General features: G+C 52.7%; 16 protein-coding genes. 15 read left to right on the top strand and 1 reads right to left on the bottom strand.

What is annotated here, in order from left to right; genetic code table 11:
• Window positions 1-10: 10 nt before the first annotated feature.
• Both qseB and qseC read left to right on the top strand, forming a co-directional pair.
• Entirely contained in the window at window positions 11-682 is a 672-nt protein-coding gene (qseB, locus tag C1N58_RS17765; protein ID WP_394564898.1) for a quorum sensing response regulator transcription factor QseB, read from the top strand.
• Window positions 670-2,010, top strand: a complete 1,341-nt coding sequence (qseC, locus tag C1N58_RS17760) for a quorum sensing histidine kinase QseC (protein ID WP_394564383.1) — start codon at window positions 670-672, stop codon at window positions 2,008-2,010. The genes qseB and qseC overlap by 13 nt, the downstream gene beginning before the upstream one ends.
• A 29-nt stretch (window positions 2,011-2,039) precedes the next feature.
• Here qseC and kup read toward each other — a convergent pair whose 3' ends face one another.
• On the bottom strand, window positions 2,040-3,908 hold the full coding sequence (gene kup, locus C1N58_RS17755; RefSeq protein ID WP_394564382.1) for a low affinity potassium transporter Kup: 1,869 nt from the start codon (window positions 3,906-3,908) through the stop codon (window positions 2,040-2,042).
• A gap of 271 nt (window positions 3,909-4,179) precedes the next feature.
• Here kup and ravA point away from each other — a divergent pair, with 271 nt between their 5' ends.
• From ravA to atpA, 13 genes are all read left to right on the top strand, one after another.
• Window positions 4,180-5,676 (top strand): ATPase RavA, encoded by a 1,497-nt coding sequence (gene ravA, locus C1N58_RS17750; protein WP_394564897.1) that lies wholly within the window; start codon window positions 4,180-4,182, stop codon window positions 5,674-5,676.
• Window positions 5,673-7,133, top strand: a complete 1,461-nt coding sequence (viaA, locus tag C1N58_RS17745; RefSeq protein WP_394564381.1) for an ATPase RavA stimulator ViaA — start codon at window positions 5,673-5,675, stop codon at window positions 7,131-7,133. The genes ravA and viaA overlap by 4 nt, the downstream gene beginning before the upstream one ends.
• A 74-nt stretch (window positions 7,134-7,207) precedes the next feature.
• Window positions 7,208-9,346 carry a 5-histidylcysteine sulfoxide synthase gene (gene ovoA, locus C1N58_RS17740; protein ID WP_162286619.1) on the top strand — a complete coding sequence of 713 codons (2,139 nt, stop codon included), beginning with the start codon at window positions 7,208-7,210 and terminating at the stop codon, window positions 9,344-9,346.
• Between the two features lie 103 nt (window positions 9,347-9,449).
• The gene (asnC, locus tag C1N58_RS17735; RefSeq protein ID WP_054634785.1) at window positions 9,450-9,911 is read left to right on the top strand and encodes a transcriptional regulator AsnC; all 462 of its coding nucleotides are present in this window, start codon (window positions 9,450-9,452) and stop codon (window positions 9,909-9,911) included.
• 154 nt (window positions 9,912-10,065) lie between these two features.
• Window positions 10,066-10,506 carry an FMN-binding protein MioC gene (gene mioC / locus C1N58_RS17730; protein WP_054634784.1) on the top strand — a complete coding sequence of 147 codons (441 nt, stop codon included), beginning with the start codon at window positions 10,066-10,068 and terminating at the stop codon, window positions 10,504-10,506.
• A gap of 431 nt (window positions 10,507-10,937) precedes the next feature.
• Window positions 10,938-12,827, top strand: coding sequence for a tRNA uridine-5-carboxymethylaminomethyl(34) synthesis enzyme MnmG (gene mnmG, locus C1N58_RS17725; protein ID WP_033737220.1), 1,890 nt, complete (start codon window positions 10,938-10,940; stop codon window positions 12,825-12,827).
• A gap of 47 nt (window positions 12,828-12,874) precedes the next feature.
• A complete protein-coding gene (gene rsmG, locus C1N58_RS17720; RefSeq protein WP_054634782.1) occupies window positions 12,875-13,492 on the top strand; it encodes a 16S rRNA (guanine(527)-N(7))-methyltransferase RsmG in 618 nt (205 codons plus the stop codon).
• A gap of 689 nt (window positions 13,493-14,181) precedes the next feature.
• Window positions 14,182-14,565 (top strand): F0F1 ATP synthase subunit I, encoded by a 384-nt coding sequence (atpI, locus tag C1N58_RS17715; protein ID WP_006121196.1) that lies wholly within the window; start codon window positions 14,182-14,184, stop codon window positions 14,563-14,565.
• Between the two features lie 8 nt (window positions 14,566-14,573).
• On the top strand, window positions 14,574-15,392 hold the full coding sequence (gene atpB / locus C1N58_RS17710) for a F0F1 ATP synthase subunit A (RefSeq protein ID WP_033737226.1): 819 nt from the start codon (window positions 14,574-14,576) through the stop codon (window positions 15,390-15,392).
• A gap of 48 nt (window positions 15,393-15,440) precedes the next feature.
• Window positions 15,441-15,680 (top strand): F0F1 ATP synthase subunit C, encoded by a 240-nt coding sequence (atpE, locus tag C1N58_RS17705; protein ID WP_003849523.1) that lies wholly within the window; start codon window positions 15,441-15,443, stop codon window positions 15,678-15,680.
• A gap of 102 nt (window positions 15,681-15,782) precedes the next feature.
• A complete protein-coding gene (gene atpF, locus C1N58_RS17700) occupies window positions 15,783-16,253 on the top strand; it encodes a F0F1 ATP synthase subunit B (RefSeq protein WP_013023933.1) in 471 nt (156 codons plus the stop codon).
• 14 nt (window positions 16,254-16,267) lie between these two features.
• Entirely contained in the window at window positions 16,268-16,801 is a 534-nt protein-coding gene (atpH, locus tag C1N58_RS17695; RefSeq protein ID WP_006121199.1) for a F0F1 ATP synthase subunit delta, read from the top strand.
• A gap of 14 nt (window positions 16,802-16,815) precedes the next feature.
• Entirely contained in the window at window positions 16,816-18,357 is a 1,542-nt protein-coding gene (gene atpA / locus C1N58_RS17690; RefSeq protein ID WP_028725331.1) for a F0F1 ATP synthase subunit alpha, read from the top strand.
• Window positions 18,358-18,403: the final 46 nt, after the last annotated feature.

The raw sequence follows: 18,403 nt of genomic DNA, 5'->3' as shown, positions 1-18,403 counted from the left end.
GGGAGAGATGATGCGCATTTTACTGATTGAGGACGATCGCCTGATCGGCGACGGCATTAAGGCTGGACTCAGCAAGCTGGGGTTTAGCGTCGACTGGTTTGTCTCAGGCGAAGCCGGATTTCAGGCCCTGAATGCCGCCCCGTGGGATGCGGTTGTGCTTGATTTGTCCCTGCCGGAGCGTGACGGGCTGGACATTCTGCGCCAGTGGCGTCAGCAGGGGTACGATGTCCCGGTACTCATTCTGACGGCGCGCGATGCACTCGACCAACGGGTTGAAGGATTACAGATGGGCGCGGACGATTATCTGTGCAAACCCTTTGCGCTGACCGAAGTCGCCGCGCGTTTGCAGGCACTGATTCGACGACGTCATGGGCAACTGCAACCCGAACTGCGTCACGGCGATGTCGTATTGGTCCCCGGTAACCTCAGCGTGGTACAAAACGGGGCCAGCGTTGAACTAAAAAGCCGCGAGATGGCGCTGCTGGAACTGTTTATGCGTAACCCGGGGCGCGTGCTGACGCGCAGCCAGTTAGAAGAAAAACTTTACACATGGGATACCGAGGTTTCGAGTAATGCGGTTGAGGTGCATATTCATCATCTGCGCAGGAAATTAGGCCAACGCTTTATTCGCACGATCCACGGCGTGGGCTATACGCTGGGGGAAAGCGAATGCGATCGATGAGCTTATTCCTGCGTCTGGGCATTGGTCTGATGTTGATACTCGGCATCTGCTGGGGAGCGGCCACGCTGAGCGCTCGCTACCAGACGCGTGAAACGATCAATGAGCTGTTTGATACGCAGCAACTGTTACTTGCAAAGCGCCTGCTGACGCTGAATTTCACCTCAGTGAACGAAACTTCGCTTCCCAGGAGTAAAAAAATACTGCCCCATAACCGGGGCGAACAGGATGATGATGCACTGGCCTTTGCCGTCTTTACGCATGATGGGAAACCGGTCCTCAACGATGGCGATAACGGCAAAGATCTTCTCTTTAATGCCGATCATCAGGGCTTTCTGAATGGTCAGCTCAGGGACGATGACGATCCCTGGCGGTTAGTCTGGCTGACCACGCCCGATCAACGCTACCGCGTAGTGGTGGGTCAGGAATGGGAATACCGGGATGACATGGCCAACGATATCGTGAAGACCAGCACGCTGCCCTGGCTGATTTCACTCCCCTTTATGCTGCTGATGTTAACGGGCCTGGTCTGGTATGAACTCCGCCCGCTAAAAAAGCTCAGCCAGCAACTGGCTCAACGCGCACCTGATGATGATGCGCCTTTACAGGCTGACCGTGTGCCAAAAGAGGTGCGCCCGGTCATTGACGCGCTGAATGGGCTGTTTGGTCGAATTCATACGATGGTGCAGCGGGAACGCCGCTTCACGTCCGATGCGGCGCACGAATTACGCAGTCCGCTGGCGGCCCTGCAGGTACAAAGCGAGGTCATCCAACTGGCCGCCGATGACGAGGCAATGCGCACGCATGCACTTCAGCAGTTGGATGCGGGCATTGTCCGGGCGACACGTCTGGTGGATCAGTTACTGACGCTGTCGCGTATTGAAGCAGAGGATGCCCGTAACGCGTTCCAGCCTGTCATGCTGAAGAAAGTGGCGCAGGAAACACTGGCCTCACAGCTGCCGCTGGCAGAGAAAAGTGATATCCGGTTGCGCCTCAATGCTAAAGCCGATCCGGTCATTTCGGGACATCCCTTGCTGCTGTCTTTGCTGATAAGGAATCTGCTTGATAACGCCATTCGTTATACACCGTCAGGCAGCAACGTGGATCTGATTCTTCAGTCAGGAAGATTGCGAGTGGAAGATAACGGCAACCGTTTATCCCCCGATGCGCTGCAACGACTGGGTGAGCGTTTCTGGCGTCCGCCAGGACAGGAGAAAAGTGGCAGTGGATTAGGTTTATCTATTGTGCGCAATATTGCCCAGTTACATGGCATGACGCTGCACTTCAGTCAGCTTCCGGAAGGCGGACTGTGCGTCAGCCTGAGCTGGTAAAAAAGCGCCTGACCGGCAGGCGCATGTTGTTAAATCTCGACCTGGGTACCTAGTTCAATCACCCGGTTGGGCGGAATCTCAAACTGATCTGGCGCACGTAGCGCATTGCGCTGTAGCGTCATGAACAGCTTGCCGCGCAGTCGCAAATACCATGGCCGTTTGCCGATAATCAGCGACTCATGAGACATAAAGAATGAGGTCTCCATCATGCGGCAGTTCAGTCCCTCCAGCCCACAACGATGGAAAATCTCCTCTACGTTTGGCGTTTCACGCCAGCCGTAACTGGCTACCACACGCCAGAAGGTCGGCGACAACTGTTCGATAGTCACGCGTCTGACGTTATGCACATAGGGCGCGTCTTCTGTGCGCAGTGTTAATAACACCACGCGTTCGTGCAGCACCTTATTGTGCTTAAGGTTATGCAGCATGGCAAAAGGGATCACATTTAGTGCGCGTGACATATAAACCGCCGTTCCGGGCACGCGCACGGGCGGCGATTTCTCCAGAGAAGCAATCATTGCCTCCAGAGAGTTGCCGTGTTCATGCATGCGACGCAGCAAACGGAAGCGTTCACTCTTCCATGTCGTCATCACGATAAACATCATCAATGCCAGAGTCAGCGGTAGCCAGCCACCGGAGAAAATCTTGATCAGGTTGGCCGAGAACAGGGATACGTCAATGCACAGCATGGCAATCAAAATCAGTCCAACCAGATAGCGATTCCAGTGCCAGTTCATTATCGCGACGGTCGCGCAAAGCACAGAGGTCAGCACCATTGTGCCCGTGACCGCAATCCCGTACGCCGCAGCGAGATTGCTCGAATGCTCAAAACCAATAATCACAATCACCACAGAGAAATAGAGCAGCCAGTTAATGACGGGGATATAGATCTGGCCTGACTCTTTTTCTGAGGTATGAACAATGCGCATGGGCGGCAGATAGCCAAGACGCACGGCCTGCCGGGTTAACGAGAATACGCCGGATATGACCGCCTGCGAGGCGATGACGGTGGCTAACGTTGCCAGAATCAACATGGGGACAAGCGCCCAGTCGGGTGCCAGCAGGAAAAACGGGTTTTTGATCGCTTCCGGGTGTTTCAGCAACAGCGCGCCCTGACCAAAATAGTTGAGCACCAGCGACGGCAGCACCACCACAAACCACGCCAGGCGAATCGGAAACTTACCGAAGTGCCCCATGTCTGCATACAGCGCTTCAACACCCGTAATCGCCAGCACAACAGCGCCAAGCGCAAAGAAGGACACCGATTTATATTCCACAAAGAAGTGCAGCGCCCAGTAAGGATTCAGCGCCTGGAGTACCTCAGGATTGTTGGCAATGCTTCGTGCGCCCAGTATTGCCAACACGATAAACCACAGCAGCATGACCGGCGCAAACAGTTTACCGACAATGCCTGTACCGTGTTTCTGGATAATAAACAGTAGTGTAAGCACGGTGATCGCCAGCGGAACAATATAGCTGTCCAGGTTCGGCGCGGCGATTTCCAGCCCTTCAATCGCTGACAGCACGGAGACGGCTGGCGTAATCACCACTTCGCCATAGAAGAAGCTGCCGCCAATCAGTCCCATAATTACCAGCGTTGCCGTTATGCGCCCGCCCGTATGTCGGCCCGCCAACGACATCAGCGTCAGAATACCGCCTTCTCCGGCATTATCAGCACGCATAACGTAGCTGATGTATTTCAACGAGACCACCAGCACCAGCAGCCAGAAAATCAGCGAAAGAAAGCCAAAGACGGCATCCCGTTCAACGCCAAAACCAAACTGTCCCGAAAGACATTCGCGTAAGGTATAAAGCGGGCTGGTACCGATATCGCCATAGACGACCCCAATAGCCGCCAGCGTTAATCCGCCTAGTGAGTGCTTATTATCAGAGCTCATAAAATGATCTTTTGTTAGATTCTGAGAGGCGCTCAAGCCATCAAAAAGCGCACAGTATGCACGTATTCACGGAAATTTATACTCCGCCGTCAGGGTTACAGGCGGCCATCCCCTGATTTCTTGCGTTCTTATTAACATTAAAAGCCGCGCTATCGAACCTTCTGAAACAAAAAAGCTGACATCGATTAACGCTTTCGCGCATCATACCCTATAGAGTATTGCGTTCGCTAAAACGCTGCGGCTCGACGATCGTAAGGACATAGATGTGATTATGGCTCAACCCCATCTTTTGGCAGAAAGAATTTCTCGTCTCAGCAATGCGTTAGAAAAAGGTTTGTATGAGCGACATCATGCCATTCGCCTTTGCCTGCTGGCCGCACTTAGCGGCGAAAGCGTTTTTTTACTTGGCCCGCCAGGTATTGCAAAAAGCCTGATTGCCCGCCGACTGAAATGCGCCTTTCAACATGCCCGTGCCTTTGAATATTTGATGACCCGCTTCTCCACACCGGAAGAAGTCTTTGGTCCCCTTTCCATCCAGGCATTGAAAGATGAAGGCCGCTATCAGAGGCTGACCAAAGGTTATTTACCGGACGCTGAAATCGTTTTTCTGGATGAGATCTGGAAAGCCGGCCCGGCTATCCTGAATACGCTGCTCACCGCCATCAACGAACGCCGCTTTCGTAATGGCGATAGCGAAGAAAAAATTCCGATGCGCCTGCTGGTCACCGCCTCGAATGAGTTACCGGAAGCCGACAGCGGACTGGAAGCCCTGTATGACCGTATGTTGATCCGCCTGTGGCTGGACAACGTGCATGAAAAACAAAACTTCCGTAGCATGCTGACCCACCATCAGGATGAAAATGACAATCCGGTAGCCGAGTCGCTGCGCATCAGTGACGAAGAATATGTGCAATGGCAGCAAGGCATCAGTCAGGTTGCGTTACCGGATAATGTCTTTGAACTGATTTACCAGCTACGTCAGCACCTGGAGAAGCTACCAGAGGCACCCTACATTTCCGATCGCCGCTGGAAAAAAGCCATTCACCTGTTGCAGGCCAGCGCTTTTTACAGTGGCCGCAATGCGATAGCGCCTCTCGATCTGATCCTGCTTAAGGACTGCCTGTGGCACGATGTCGCGTCGATGAAAATTCTGGACAGTGAAATCGATCAGTTGATGACGCAGCACGCCTGGCAACAGCAAACGATCCTGCTGAAACTCCAGCAGCTCAAAGCGCGCCGGCTGGCGTTGCAACAGCAACAAAGCGTCGCTGCCGCGATCACGCTGGAAAAACACAGCGGTATGTTTAGCCGTAAACCCCATTACGATTTGCCCGAAAGCTTTACCGAGGCACAGTTAACCCTGATGTTGCAGAAACCCCTGGTGCTACACGACATGCAGGTGACGCATTTGGTGATCGAGCGCGAAGCGCTGGATCACTGGCTGCAAAAAGGGGGTGATGTGCGCGGTAAATTAAATGGCATCGGTTTTGCGCAGACGCTGGATTTGCTGGTGGATGCACAGCATTGCCTGGCGATACGCGACGTCAGTTTGCAAACCGCCAGGCTGACATTGCCGGGTGCCAGCAGCGCCGATGCCTTGCCGCAGGAAATCAGCGACGCGCTGGATGAACTTGACGGCCAGTTGCGTCAACAGCGTCACCTTTTCAGCCAGCAGCAACGTTGCCTGTTTATCAGCGATGACTGGCTGGCACGCGTCGAAACCAGCCTGCAGGATGTGGCGGAACAGCTCAAACAGGCGCGTAAATGATCTCACTGGAGACGCTGAGTACATTGCTGTCAATCGGCGAAACGGACCTGATTGAAGAGCTTATTCTGGCCTTACTCGCGTCTCCACAGCTGGCGCTGTTCTTTGAAAAATTCCCCGGTATGAAGAAGGCGCTGCTACGTGACGTCCCTCGCTGGAAAGCCGAGATTGACGCCGAACTCAAAGCCACGCCCGTTCCCGACATGCTGGCGGAAGAATTTCAGCTGTTTCAGCGTATTCAGTTACTCAGCGATCGTGAATTTAGCCAGCAGCTTGATGAAACGCTTGATCACCTCGAACGCCTGACATCCCCTTTCTTAGAGGAGGCTCGACGGCTGCTGCTGCATAACGATCCCGGTAATCTCAGCACCGCACAACATACCTTATTCCTGCAACGCTGGCGGCTCAGCCTCACACTGCAAACGCTCACGCTGAACGAACAACTCCTTGAGCAGCAGCGTGAACGTCTGATGGCAGAGTTGCAGCAACGTATGGCACTGAGCGGGCAGCTGGCGCCGGTACTGGCGGATGATGACGAAGCCGCAGCCGGACGCTTGTGGGATATGGGCAAAGCCCCGCTCCAGCACGGCGATTACCAGTTGATGCTGCAATATGGGGATTTTCTTGCACAGCAGCCTGAATTAATGAAGCTGGCTCAGCAACTGGGCCGCAGCCGGGAAGCAAATTCGGTGCCTTCACAGGATGCACCGCTGGAAACATTCCATCATCTGGTACGCGAACCGGATGCCGTGCCGGAAGAAGTCAGCGGTATTCATCAGAGCGATGATGTGCTGCGTTTATTACCACCTGAGCTTGCGGCATTAAGCGTCAGTGAACTGGAACTTGAGTTTTACCGCCGTCTGGTAGAGAAGCGATTACTTACTTACAAACTTCAGGGTGACGCCTGGCACGAAAAGATCACTCAGCGTCCGGTCAGCCACCAGCAGCATGAAGAACAGCCACGTGGCCCCTTTATCGTTTGTGTCGATACGTCCGGCTCGATGGGCGGTTTCAATGAGCGATGTGCAAAAGCCTTTTGCCTGGCCCTTCTCAAGATTGCGCTGGCCGATCGGCGGCGCTGTTACATCATGTTATTCGCACATGACGTAATTGGTTACGAATTAACGGGCGATGACGGACTGGAGCAGGCCATTCGTTTTCTTAGCCAGCGTTTTCGCGGTGGCACCGACCTGGCAGCCTGCCTTTCCGCCGTTATTGCCCGCATGGAAGGACCACAATGGCAGGATGCGGATGCCGTCATCGTGTCTGATTTTATCGCGCAACGCCTGCCAGATGAGGTTGTGCGCAGCGTTAAACATCGCCAGCAACAGCAGCAGCAACGCTTTCACGCTGTCGCCATGTCTGCGTACGGGAAACCCGGCATCATGCGTATCTTTGACCATATCTGGCGTTTTGATACCGGCATAAAAAGCCGTTTATTGCGTCACTGGCGCCGTTAAGCCCTACGGCAGAAATTCCATTTTGCTTTATAGTAAATATCTGCAATTACTTATTCAGCAATCTGGAGTGCCCTGTGAACGCTGTTCAACACCATCATGATTTGCCAGCCCCAACCCGAACATTGCTGCTCTCTGGCCAAAACGTCGAACAAAAACGTGCCGAGCTCCTGGCTTATTTCAACCAGACCTGGGCGCTGTACGAGGATCTGTTTACCTGCCTCAACGATCAACGCGCCTGGTTTACAAAAGCGATACCGCTGCGTCATCCGCTGATCTTCTATTTCGGCCACACCGCCACCTTTTATATAAACAAGCTCATGGCAGGCCGCTACATCGACTCACGTATTGACGATCGCATCGAAGCGATGCTGGCAATAGGCGTCGATGAAATGAGCTGGGATGATCTTAATGACAGTCACTATGACTGGCCTTCAGTGGAAGCTGTACGCGATTATCGCGGCAGTGTGAAAGCACTGGTGACGCAGTTTATTGAAACGATGCCGCTGGAATTGCCTGTTAGCTGGGACAGTCCGGCCTGGGTTATTTTGATGGGCATTGAGCATGAACGTATTCATCTTGAAACATCCAGCGTACTGATTCGGCAGTTACCGGTTGAATGGGTAAAACCGCAACCACAATGGCCGGTCTGCAGCGAAGCGCGTCACGATCGCCAGTCCGTCCCGACAAACAGCCTGGTTTCTCAGCCAGGCGGACTGATTACGCTGGGTAAAACCGATGACACCTACGGCTGGGACAACGAATACGGCACGCAGCAGACCGAGCTGAAACCGTTTAAAGCCAGCAAAATGCTGGTCAGTAATGCCGAGTTTTATACCTTTATCGAAGCGGGCGGTTACCAGAACGATCGCTGGTGGGATGAAGAAGGGCTGGGCTGGCGTAAGTTTGCCAGGGCGACAATGCCGACCTTCTGGGTCGGCAACGCCGCGATGCCCGATCAGCTAAAACTGCGTTTGATGTGCGAAGAAGTGGCAATGCCATGGGACTGGCCTGCTGAGGTGAATCAGTTGGAAGCGGCCGCGTTTTGCCGCTGGAAAGCCGAAGAAACCGGAAAATCTGTGCAGTTGCCTTGCGAAGCAGAATGGTACCAGTTGCGTGAACAGGTTGAAGGCGACCAGCCAGACTGGGATCAGGCGCCGGGCAACATAAACCTGGCCTACTGGGCTTCATCCTGTCCTGTTGATCGCTTCCCACAGGGTGAGTTCTTTGACATCGTGGGGAACGTCTGGCAGTGGACGACTACGCCAACCAATGGCTTTGAGGGCTTCAAAGTTCATCCCCTTTACGATGATTTCTCGACACCTACCTTTGATGGTAAGCATTCACTTATTAAAGGTGGCAGTTGGATATCGACTGGCAATGAAGCCATTAAATCGTCACGTTATGCCTTCCGTCGCCACTTTTTCCAGCATGCCGGCTTCCGCTATGTCGTTTCTTCCCATCAGGAAACCATGGCGCTGAACCCTTATGAAACCGACAGCATGGTTTCACAATATCTCGATTTCCAATACGGCCCACGGTATTTCGGCGTTGATAACTATGCAGAAGCGCTGGTCACACTGGCGCTGCCGCACTGTAAGCACCGCGGAGAGGCACTGGATATCGGCTGCGCGACGGGCCGCGCGAGCTTTGAGCTGGCTCGTCACTTTGCGCATGTGACCGGCATGGATTACTCGGCACGCTTTATTGATGTCGCGTTACAGCTGACCACGGGTGAGGATTTCCGTTATGTCGTGCCGGAAGAAGGCGAGTTGGTTGAGTATCGTCAGGTAAGGCTTAAGGACTTTTCTGTTACCAGCGAACAGGCAAAGCGTATTCAGTTTATCCAGGGTGATGCCTGTAATATGAAACCCCAGCCTACACGTTACGATCTGGTCCTGGCATCAAATCTGATTGATCGCCTGCGCCAGCCGGCCCGGTTCCTTCATGATGTCACCCCCATGATCCGCTCGGGTGGCCTTCTGGTTCTGTCATCGCCATACACCTGGCTTGAAGAGTTTACGCCGAAGGAAAACTGGTTGGGCGGGGTAAGGGAAAATGGCGAAGCGCTGACGACCTTACAGGCGCTACAACGCCTGCTGGCGGCAGACTTTGAGCAAATCGGTTCGCCACAGGACGTGCCGTTTGTGATTCGTGAAACCGCCCGTAAGTTCCAGCACACGCTTGCCCAGGTCACGCTCTGGCGTAAGCGTTAACCCGTGGGCAGCGGCACGAGCCGCTGTCCGTTGGTTGCCAGGGTCGTTATTTTGCTGCACATTCTCCTCAGTTCATTGAAGAAAAACGATAACGAGGATGACAATGCCTGACCATCTGCAGCTGGATAATCTGGACCGGGGCATTCTGCATGCCCTGCTGGAAAATGCGCGAACCGCCTACGCCGAGCTGGCCAAACAGTTCAATGTCAGTCCGGGAACGATTCATGTACGCGTCGAAAAGATGAAGCAGGCGGGCATCATTCTGGGCACGCGGGTCGAGATCGACCCGCGTCAGCTGGGTTTTGATGTCTGCTGTTTTATCGGCATTATCCTGAAAAGCGCCCGTGATTACCCGGCAGCCCTCAGCAAGCTTGAAGCCCTGGATGAGGTCGTGGAAGCTTGGTACACCACCGGGCACTACAGTATTTTCATTAAAGTCATGTGTCGTTCTATCGATGCCCTGCAGCAGGTATTAATCAATAAGATCCAGACCATCGACGAAATCCAGTCCACTGAGACACTGATCTCACTGCAAAATCCAATTATGCGAACCATCAAGCCCTGATCTTTCCACCGGCTTGTGCACAATCTTATCCTTTGACGATCAGCCGTCTGACAACGGCTGTATCGGGTTTATCTAAACTAATAACCTTGTTTTCCACAGGTGGATCACTGCTTGATCACAGCGTACAATACCGGCTTCACCTCAGGAGAGCACGATGGCCGACATTACGTTAATCAGTGGCAGCACCTTAGGCAGCGCCGAATATGTTGCCGAACATCTCGAAGAAAAACTGCAGGAAGCGGGCTTCTCTACGCAGATGATGCATGGCCCTGAGCTGGAAGAGGTGCCGCAGGAAGGCATCTGGCTGGTGGTAAGTTCAACCCACGGCGCCGGTGAGTTACCTGACAATCTGCAACCTTTTTATGATGCTATTAATGAAAGCCGTCCCGATCTGTCTGCCGTCCGTTTTGGGGCTGTTGGCATTGGCAATCATGAGTACGATCTGTTTTGTGGCGCCATCCGCAATATTGATGCTCTGCTGATTGCCTGCGGCGCGCAGCGTATCGGTGAACGACTGGAAATCGACATTCTCGAACATGAGATCCCTGAAGATCCGGCTGAAGAATGGGTGATGACCTGGAAATCCGCGATCTGAGCGGGTGTGGGATCGTGAAATAATGACGATCCCCAGCAGATAATATTGTTTTTCGTCGGATCCTGCTGTTTGTTTTGTGGATAACTACCCTGCTTTTCTGCGTATAACCGGTAGTTATCCAAAGAACAACCGTAGTTTACTTTCTGAGCTGTGGATAAGGACCTGTTTTGATCCCAGCTTATACGGATCGGGATCACCGATCATTCACAGGTATCGATCCTCGCTACCGACTTGTTTCCTTTGAGGTTTCCGCAGATATCCACAAGGCATGGCGATCCTAATAAGAGATCTAACAGAGAGATCATATAAAGAATAAAGATCTTATCTTTTAAACCTGACGATCCCGCTGCTTTCGCCTCAGCCATAATTTCAGTAGAATCCACCGCCCAGAGAGAACGATCTCTGACTATTCATCAACGAGGTACCACTTCATGTTTTATCAAGATCCTTTTGACGTCATCGTTATTGGTGGTGGTCATGCGGGCACGGAAGCTGCCATGGCAGCAGCCCGAATGGGTCAGCAAACCCTGTTACTGACCCATAACATTGATACGCTGGGACAAATGTCCTGCAATCCGGCGATCGGTGGTATCGGCAAAGGACATTTGGTAAAGGAAGTGGATGCCTTAGGCGGTTTGATGGCCAGCGCGATCGACCAGGCCGGCATTCAGTTTAGGATACTAAACGCCAGTAAAGGCCCTGCTGTTCGTGCAACGCGTGCGCAGGCCGACCGCGTGCTTTACCGTCAGGCTGTGCGTACAGCACTGGAGAATCAGCCCAACCTGATGATCTTCCAGCAGGCCGTCGATGATCTCATCGTTGAAAACGATCGTGTCGTCGGTGCTGTGACGCAAATGGGCCTGAAGTTCCGTGCCAAAACCGTTGTGTTAACCGTGGGCACGTTCCTTGACGGGAAAATTCATATCGGGCTGGATAACTACAGCGGTGGACGCGCGGGTGATCCCCCTTCTATCCCGCTGGCGAAACGTCTGCGGGCGTTACCCTTACGTGTTAATCGTCTGAAAACCGGCACACCGCCGCGTATTGACGCACGTAGCATCGACTTCAGCGTGTTATCGCCGCAGCATGGTGACAACCCCATGCCTGTGTTTTCGTTCATGGGAAGCGCGTCACAGCATCCTCAGCAGGTTCCGTGCTGGATCACCTATACCAATGAAAAAACGCATGATGTGATCCGCAATAACCTCGATCGTAGCCCGATGTATGCCGGGATCATCGAAGGGATCGGCCCACGCTATTGCCCTTCGATTGAAGACAAAGTCATGCGCTTTGCCGATCGCAATTCGCATCAGATTTTCCTTGAGCCTGAAGGGCTGACCAGTAACGAGATCTACCCGAACGGTATCTCCACCAGCCTGCCATTCGATGTGCAGATGCAGATCGTACGTTCTATGCAGGGTATGGAAAATGCAAAAATCGTGCGCCCGGGCTATGCCATTGAGTATGATTTTTTTGACCCACGTGATCTGAAACCCACGCTGGAAAGCAAATTTATTGCCGGTCTGTTCTTTGCTGGCCAGATCAACGGCACCACCGGTTACGAAGAAGCGGCGGCCCAGGGCTTGCTGGCAGGCCTGAATGCGGCAAGACAGTCTGCTGATAAGGAAAGCTGGGCGCCACGTCGTGACCAGGCCTATCTGGGCGTGCTGGTGGACGATCTTTGTACGCTCGGCACCAAAGAACCGTATCGCATGTTTACCTCGCGTGCTGAATACCGTTTGATGCTGCGTGAAGACAACGCCGATTTGCGTCTGACGGAAACGGGTCGCGAACTCGGTCTGGTGGACGATGCGCGCTGGGCGCGCTTTAACCAGAAGCTGGAAGCGATCGAGCAGGAGCGTCAGCGACTGCGTGATATTTGGGTCCATCCTAAATCCGCAAACATCGCCGACGTGAATACCGTAACCAGCGCACCGTTGACGAAAGAAGCCAGCGGTGAAGATTTGCTCCGTCGTCCTGAAATGACCTACCTGAAACTGATGACGCTGGAAGCATTTGGCCCGGCGTTAACCGATGAGCAGGCTGCTGAGCAGGTCGAAATCCAGGTGAAATACGAAGGTTATATTGCGCGCCAGCAAGAAGAGATTGAACGTCAGCTGCGTAACGAAAATACATTACTGCCTGCGACGCTGGATTATCGTCAGGTCAGCGGTCTGTCCAATGAAGTTATCGCCAAGCTGAACGATCATAAACCCACGTCAATTGGTCAGGCGTCACGCATTTCAGGCATTACGCCTGCGGCAATTTCGATTTTACTTATTTACCTGAAAAAACAAGGTCTGTTGCGCAAAAGCGCCTGATCTGAACCGGGGCGGGCTTACCTGCCCCCGCTGACTGGACTGATGCTGTGATCAACAAACTCACTTCGCTGCTGCAAGCGGCAAACATTTCTCTTACCGATCAACAAAAACAGCAACTGGTAGCCTACGTCGGGCTGCTGGATAAATGGAATAAAGCCTATAATCTGACGTCCGTACGGGATCCCCAGCAGATGCTGGTGCGTCATATTCTGGACAGCATTGTGGTTGCGCCGCATCTTAAAGGTGCCCGCTTTATCGATGTCGGGACAGGGCCCGGCTTACCTGGTATTCCTCTGTCTATCGTCATGACTGATGCGCATTTCACTTTACTGGACAGCCTCGGTAAGCGTGTGCGTTTTTTACGACAGGTCCAGCATGAACTCGGTTTGACCAATATCACGCCAGTGCAGAGCAGGGTAGAGGACTTTCCTGCAGAGCCGCCATTTGACGGCGTCATCAGCCGTGCCTTTGCCTCCCTGGACGATATGGTGAGCTGGTGCCACCACTTACCGGCGGAAGACGGCCACTTTTATGCTCTTAAAGGCGTACGGCCTGATGATGAAATTGCCAACCTGCCTGTGGGCTATGCGCTTGATAGCGTGGTTGCATTGCGGGTACCTCAGCTTGAGGGTGAACGTCACCTGGTCATTATCGGACGTGAATAGCTGAAGTTTGCACCGTGCGCGACGACGAGGCATGGTGCATGTGTTACCAAAGATGCGGTAGGGCGACATTTGTCTCATCGGTTATTTCACCTCGCAATGTTAAATACCCACGCGGAAATTATCTGAAAAACTTTTTCACATTTAACTTTTACTTCACAACTTTTTATCAAAATAATCACGCATTCCTGGAATTTTCCAGGTGTGAATCACCCATTATCCGGTTAAACGGCAATGAAATGTGGTCACGGGGAATAAGCATTTTACGATTCTGAACCCGTCTTCGATGTCAATAGACCCTTTTTATCGCCATTACGAAAAAATGAGGAGGTAATTCTTTTTAAGTAACTGTCCATAAAGGGTTTATTTATTGATTCTTAGCTCAGGTAATTACAGGACGATAAAACCTGCTACGGTGCGAATGCTTATTATGTGATCTAAAGCACGCTTTAAAACAGCATGACGACCGAACTTTTCGGCGTGTAATTCGTAACGACCTGCTCTCTATCTTTGGAAAAATAGTCCTTCGGAAAGAAATTTAGATAATTGTTCACCTTTTCGTTACTTAACGATTGAAATCACAGGTGCGGCCCGTATAATTTGCACGGCTTTTGCTACTTGACTCAAATGCACAAAGGCAGTCTTATACGACACGCGACATACCCCTAAAGGGGCAGGAGAGTATCAGCGTCATGTCAGTGTCTCTTTACAGTGTAAAATACGCCCGAACGGTGCTGATGATTCAGTTAGTGACCATTGTCATCGTCGGTGTTCTCTTTTTTGCCCTGAAAGATATGACCTGGGGCGCCTCTGCACTTGCTGGCGGCGTGGCAGCCTGGCTGCCGAACGTGTTGTTCTTGTTTATAGCCTGGCGCCTGCAAGGGCAAACCCCGGCATCGGGGCGCGTCGCATGGAGCTTTGCTTTGGGTGAAATAGCCAAAGTGTTCGCGACCATTATTTTGCTCATTGTGGCGTTGGGTGTATTCGATGCGGTCTTTTGGCCGGTCGGAGTAGCCTGGTTATCGGTGCTGGTCGTACAGATGTTGGCACCGGCGGTAATTAACAACAAAGGGTAAGAGGCATCATGGCTGCAGGAGAAATCTCTACTCCGCAAGAGTACATTGGTCACCACCTGACTCATCTTCAGTTGGACCTGCGTACCTTCGAGTTAGTGAATGCTCACGACGCTCCCGCGACGTTCTGGGTATTAAATATCGATTCCATGTTTTTCTCTCTGGTGCTGGGAGTTATCTTCCTGGTGTTGTTCCGTAGCGTGGCGAAAAGCGTCACCAGCGGTGTGCCAGGGAAAATGCAGGCGGCTATCGAGCTGGTTGTCGGTTTCGTTGATAGCAACGTGCGCGACATGTATCACGGTAAAAGTAAACTTATCGCCCCGCTGGCTCTGACAATTTTTGTCTGGGTCTTCCTGATGAACTTCATGGATCTGCTGCCAATCGATCTGCTGCCGTATATCGGTGAGCATTGGTTAGGCCTGCCAGCGCTTCGCGTTGTGCCGTCCGCAGACGTGAACATCACGTTATCTATGGCGTTGGGCGTCTTTATTTTGATTCTGTTCTACAGCATCAAAATGAAAGGCATTGGCGGCTTCACGAAAGAGCTGACGCTGCAGCCTTTTAATCACCCGATCTTTATCCCCATCAACCTGATTCTGGAAGGTGTTAGCCTGCTGTCCAAACCGGTTTCTCTCGGTCTGCGACTGTTCGGTAACATGTATGCGGGTGAACTGATCTTTATCCTTATTGCCGGTCTGTTGCCGTGGTGGTCACAGTGGGTTCTGAATGTGCCGTGGGCCATTTTCCACATCCTGATCATTTCGCTACAGGCTTTCATCTTCATGGTCCTCACGATTGTCTATCTGTCGATGGCATCTGAAGAACATTGATTTTTTTCTCAACAATACGCGTTTAACTGAAACAAACTGGAGACTGTCATGGAAAACCTGAATATGGATCTGCTGTACATGGCTGCCGCTGTGATGATGGGACTGGCGGCAATCGGTGCTGCGATCGGTATCGGCATCCTCGGAGGAAAATTCCTGGAAGGCGCTGCTCGTCAGCCTGACCTGATTCCTCTGCTGCGCACGCAGTTCTTTGTTGTAATGGGTCTGGTGGATGCAATCCCAATGATCGCTGTTGGTCTGGGCCTCTACGTGATGTTTGCTGTCGCCTAAAGCCCTGTGTTCACTCTGCGCCCGGCGCAGGCGTGAACGGATTCTGCCGTTTATCACTGATAGCGGCAGAAAAGTTTACTACTTAATTAGAGGCATTGTGCTGTGAACATTAATGCAACAATCCTCGGCCAGGCCATCGCGTTCATCCTGTTTGTCGCGTTCTGCATGAAGTACGTATGGCCGCCGATTATGGCTGCCATCGAAAAGCGCCAGAAAGAAATTGCTGAAGGCCTTGCTTCTGCTGAACGCGCGAAGAAAGATTTGGATCTCGCGCAGGCTAATGCGACCGACCAGCTGAAAAAAGCGAAAGAGGAAGCTCAGGTCATTATCGAGCAGGCGAACAAGCGTCGCACGCAGATTCTGGACGAAGCCAAGACTGAAGCTGATAACGAACGTACTCGCATCGTGGCACAAGCGCAGGCTGAAATTGACGCCGAGCGTAAACGTGCACGTGAAGAACTGCGTAAGCAAGTCGCGTTGCTGGCAATGGCTGGCGCCGAGAAGATCATCGAACGTTCCGTGGATGAAGCTGCTAACAGCGACATCGTTGATAAACTGGTCGCTGAACTGTAAGGAGGGAGGGGCTGATGTCTGATCTGATTACTGTAGCTCGCCCCTACGCCAAAGCAGCTTTTGACTTTGCTGTTGAGCATCAAAGTATTGAACGCTGGCAAAAGATGCTGGCGTTTGCCGCAGAAGTGGCTGCCAATGAACAGATGGCTGACCTGCTTTCCGGTGCGTTAGCACCTGAAGCGCTGGCAGCCTCGTTTAACGCAGTCTGTGGTGATCAACTGGATGAACCCGCGCAGAACCTGATTAAGGTGATGGCGGAAAACGGACGTTTGACAGCGCTTCCAGCTGTACTGGCGCAATTCATTCAACTTCGGGACGCGTATGAAGCGACGGCCGAAGTGGATGTCATTTCTGCCAGCACGCTGAGTGACGACCAGCTGACTAAAATCAGCGCCGCGATGGAAAAACGTCTGTCACGCAAAGTTAAGCTGAATTGCAAAATTGATAAGTCTGTGATGGCAGGCGTGATCATCCGTTCGGGTGATCTGGTGATTGATGGCAGCGTACGCGGCCGTCTTGACCGTCTGGCAGACGTCTTGCAGTCTTAAGGGGACTGGAGCATATGCAACTGAATTCCACCGAAATCAGCGAACTGATCAAGCAGCGCATTGCTCAGTTCAATGTCGTGAGCGAAGCTCACAATGAAGGTACTATTGTTTCTGTAAGTGACGGTATCATCCGCGTACACGGCCTGGCCGATGTAATGCAGGGTGAGATGATTTCCCTGCCGGGAAACCGTTACGCTATCGCCCTGAACCTCGAGCGTGACTCTGTAGGTGCCGTGGTGATGGGGCCGTATGCTGACCTGGCCGAAGGCATGAAGGTCAAGTGTACTGGCCGTATTCTGGAAGTACCGGTTGGCCGTGGCCTGCTGGGCCGCGTGGTGAACACCCTGGGTGCACCTATCGATGGTAAAGGCGCAATCGACAACGACGGCTTCTCGCCAGTCGAAGTGATTGCACCCGGTGTTATCGATCGTCAGTCCGTAGACCAGCCTGTTCAGACGGGTTACAAATCTGTCGATGCGATGATTCCAATCGGCCGTGGCCAGCGTGAGCTGATCATCGGTGACCGTCAGACCGGTAAAACCGCGATGGCAATCGACGCCATCATCAACCAGCGTGATTCAGGCATCAAGTGTGTCTACGTTGCGATTGGTCAGAAAGCGTCAACCATTTCTAACGTGGTACGTAAACTGGAAGAGCACGGTGCGCTGTCTAACACCATCGTTGTTGTGGCTTCTGCATCTGAGTCTGCTGCACTGCAGTACCTGGCTCCGTATGCGGGTTGCGCCATGGGCGAATACTTCCGTGACCGCGGTGAAGATGCGCTGATCGTATACGATGATCTGTCTAAGCAGGCTGTTGCATACCGTCAGATTTCTCTGCTGCTGCGCCGTCCACCAGGTCGTGAAGCATTCCCGGGCGACGTGTTCTATCTCCACTCTCGCCTGCTGGAGCGTGCATCACGCGTTAGCGCTGACTACGTTGAGCGCTTCACCAATGGTGAAGTAAAAGGCCAGACCGGTTCTCTGACCGCACTGCCTATCATCGAAACTCAGGCGGGTGACGTTTCTGCGTTCGTTCCGACCAACGTAATCTCGATTACTGATGGTCAGATCTTCTTGGAATCTAACCTGTTCAACTCCGGTATCCGTCCGGCTGTTAACCCGGGTATCTCTGTATCCCGTGTAGGTGGTGCTGCTCAGACCAAGATCATCAAGAAACTGTCCGGTGGTATTCGTACCGCGCTGGCACAGTACCGTGAACTGGCTGCATTCTCCCAGTTTGCGTCTGATCTGGACGATGCAACCCGTAAACAGCTGAGCCACGGTCAGAAAGTGACCGAGCTGCTGAAGCAGAAACAGTATGCGCCGATGTCTGTCGCGCAACAGGGTCTGGTTCTTTTCGCAGCGGAACGCGGCTATCTGAACGACGTTGAGCTGGCAAAAATTGGTAGCTTCGAAGCGGCTCTGCTGGCGTTCGCAGATCGCGATCACGCCGAGCTGATGGCTGAAATCAACCAGTCTGGTAACTTCAATAACGACATCGAAGAGAAGCTGAAAGGCCTCCTTGAGACGTTTAAAGCAACCCAGTCCTGGTAATGTCTGGCGGCTTGTCTGAAAAGGCAGGCCGCAAGGCTTTGAGGAG

Source organism: Pantoea sp. SGAir0180 (assembly GCF_043546245.1).
This window is presented reverse-complemented; position numbering and strand designations above follow the sequence as displayed.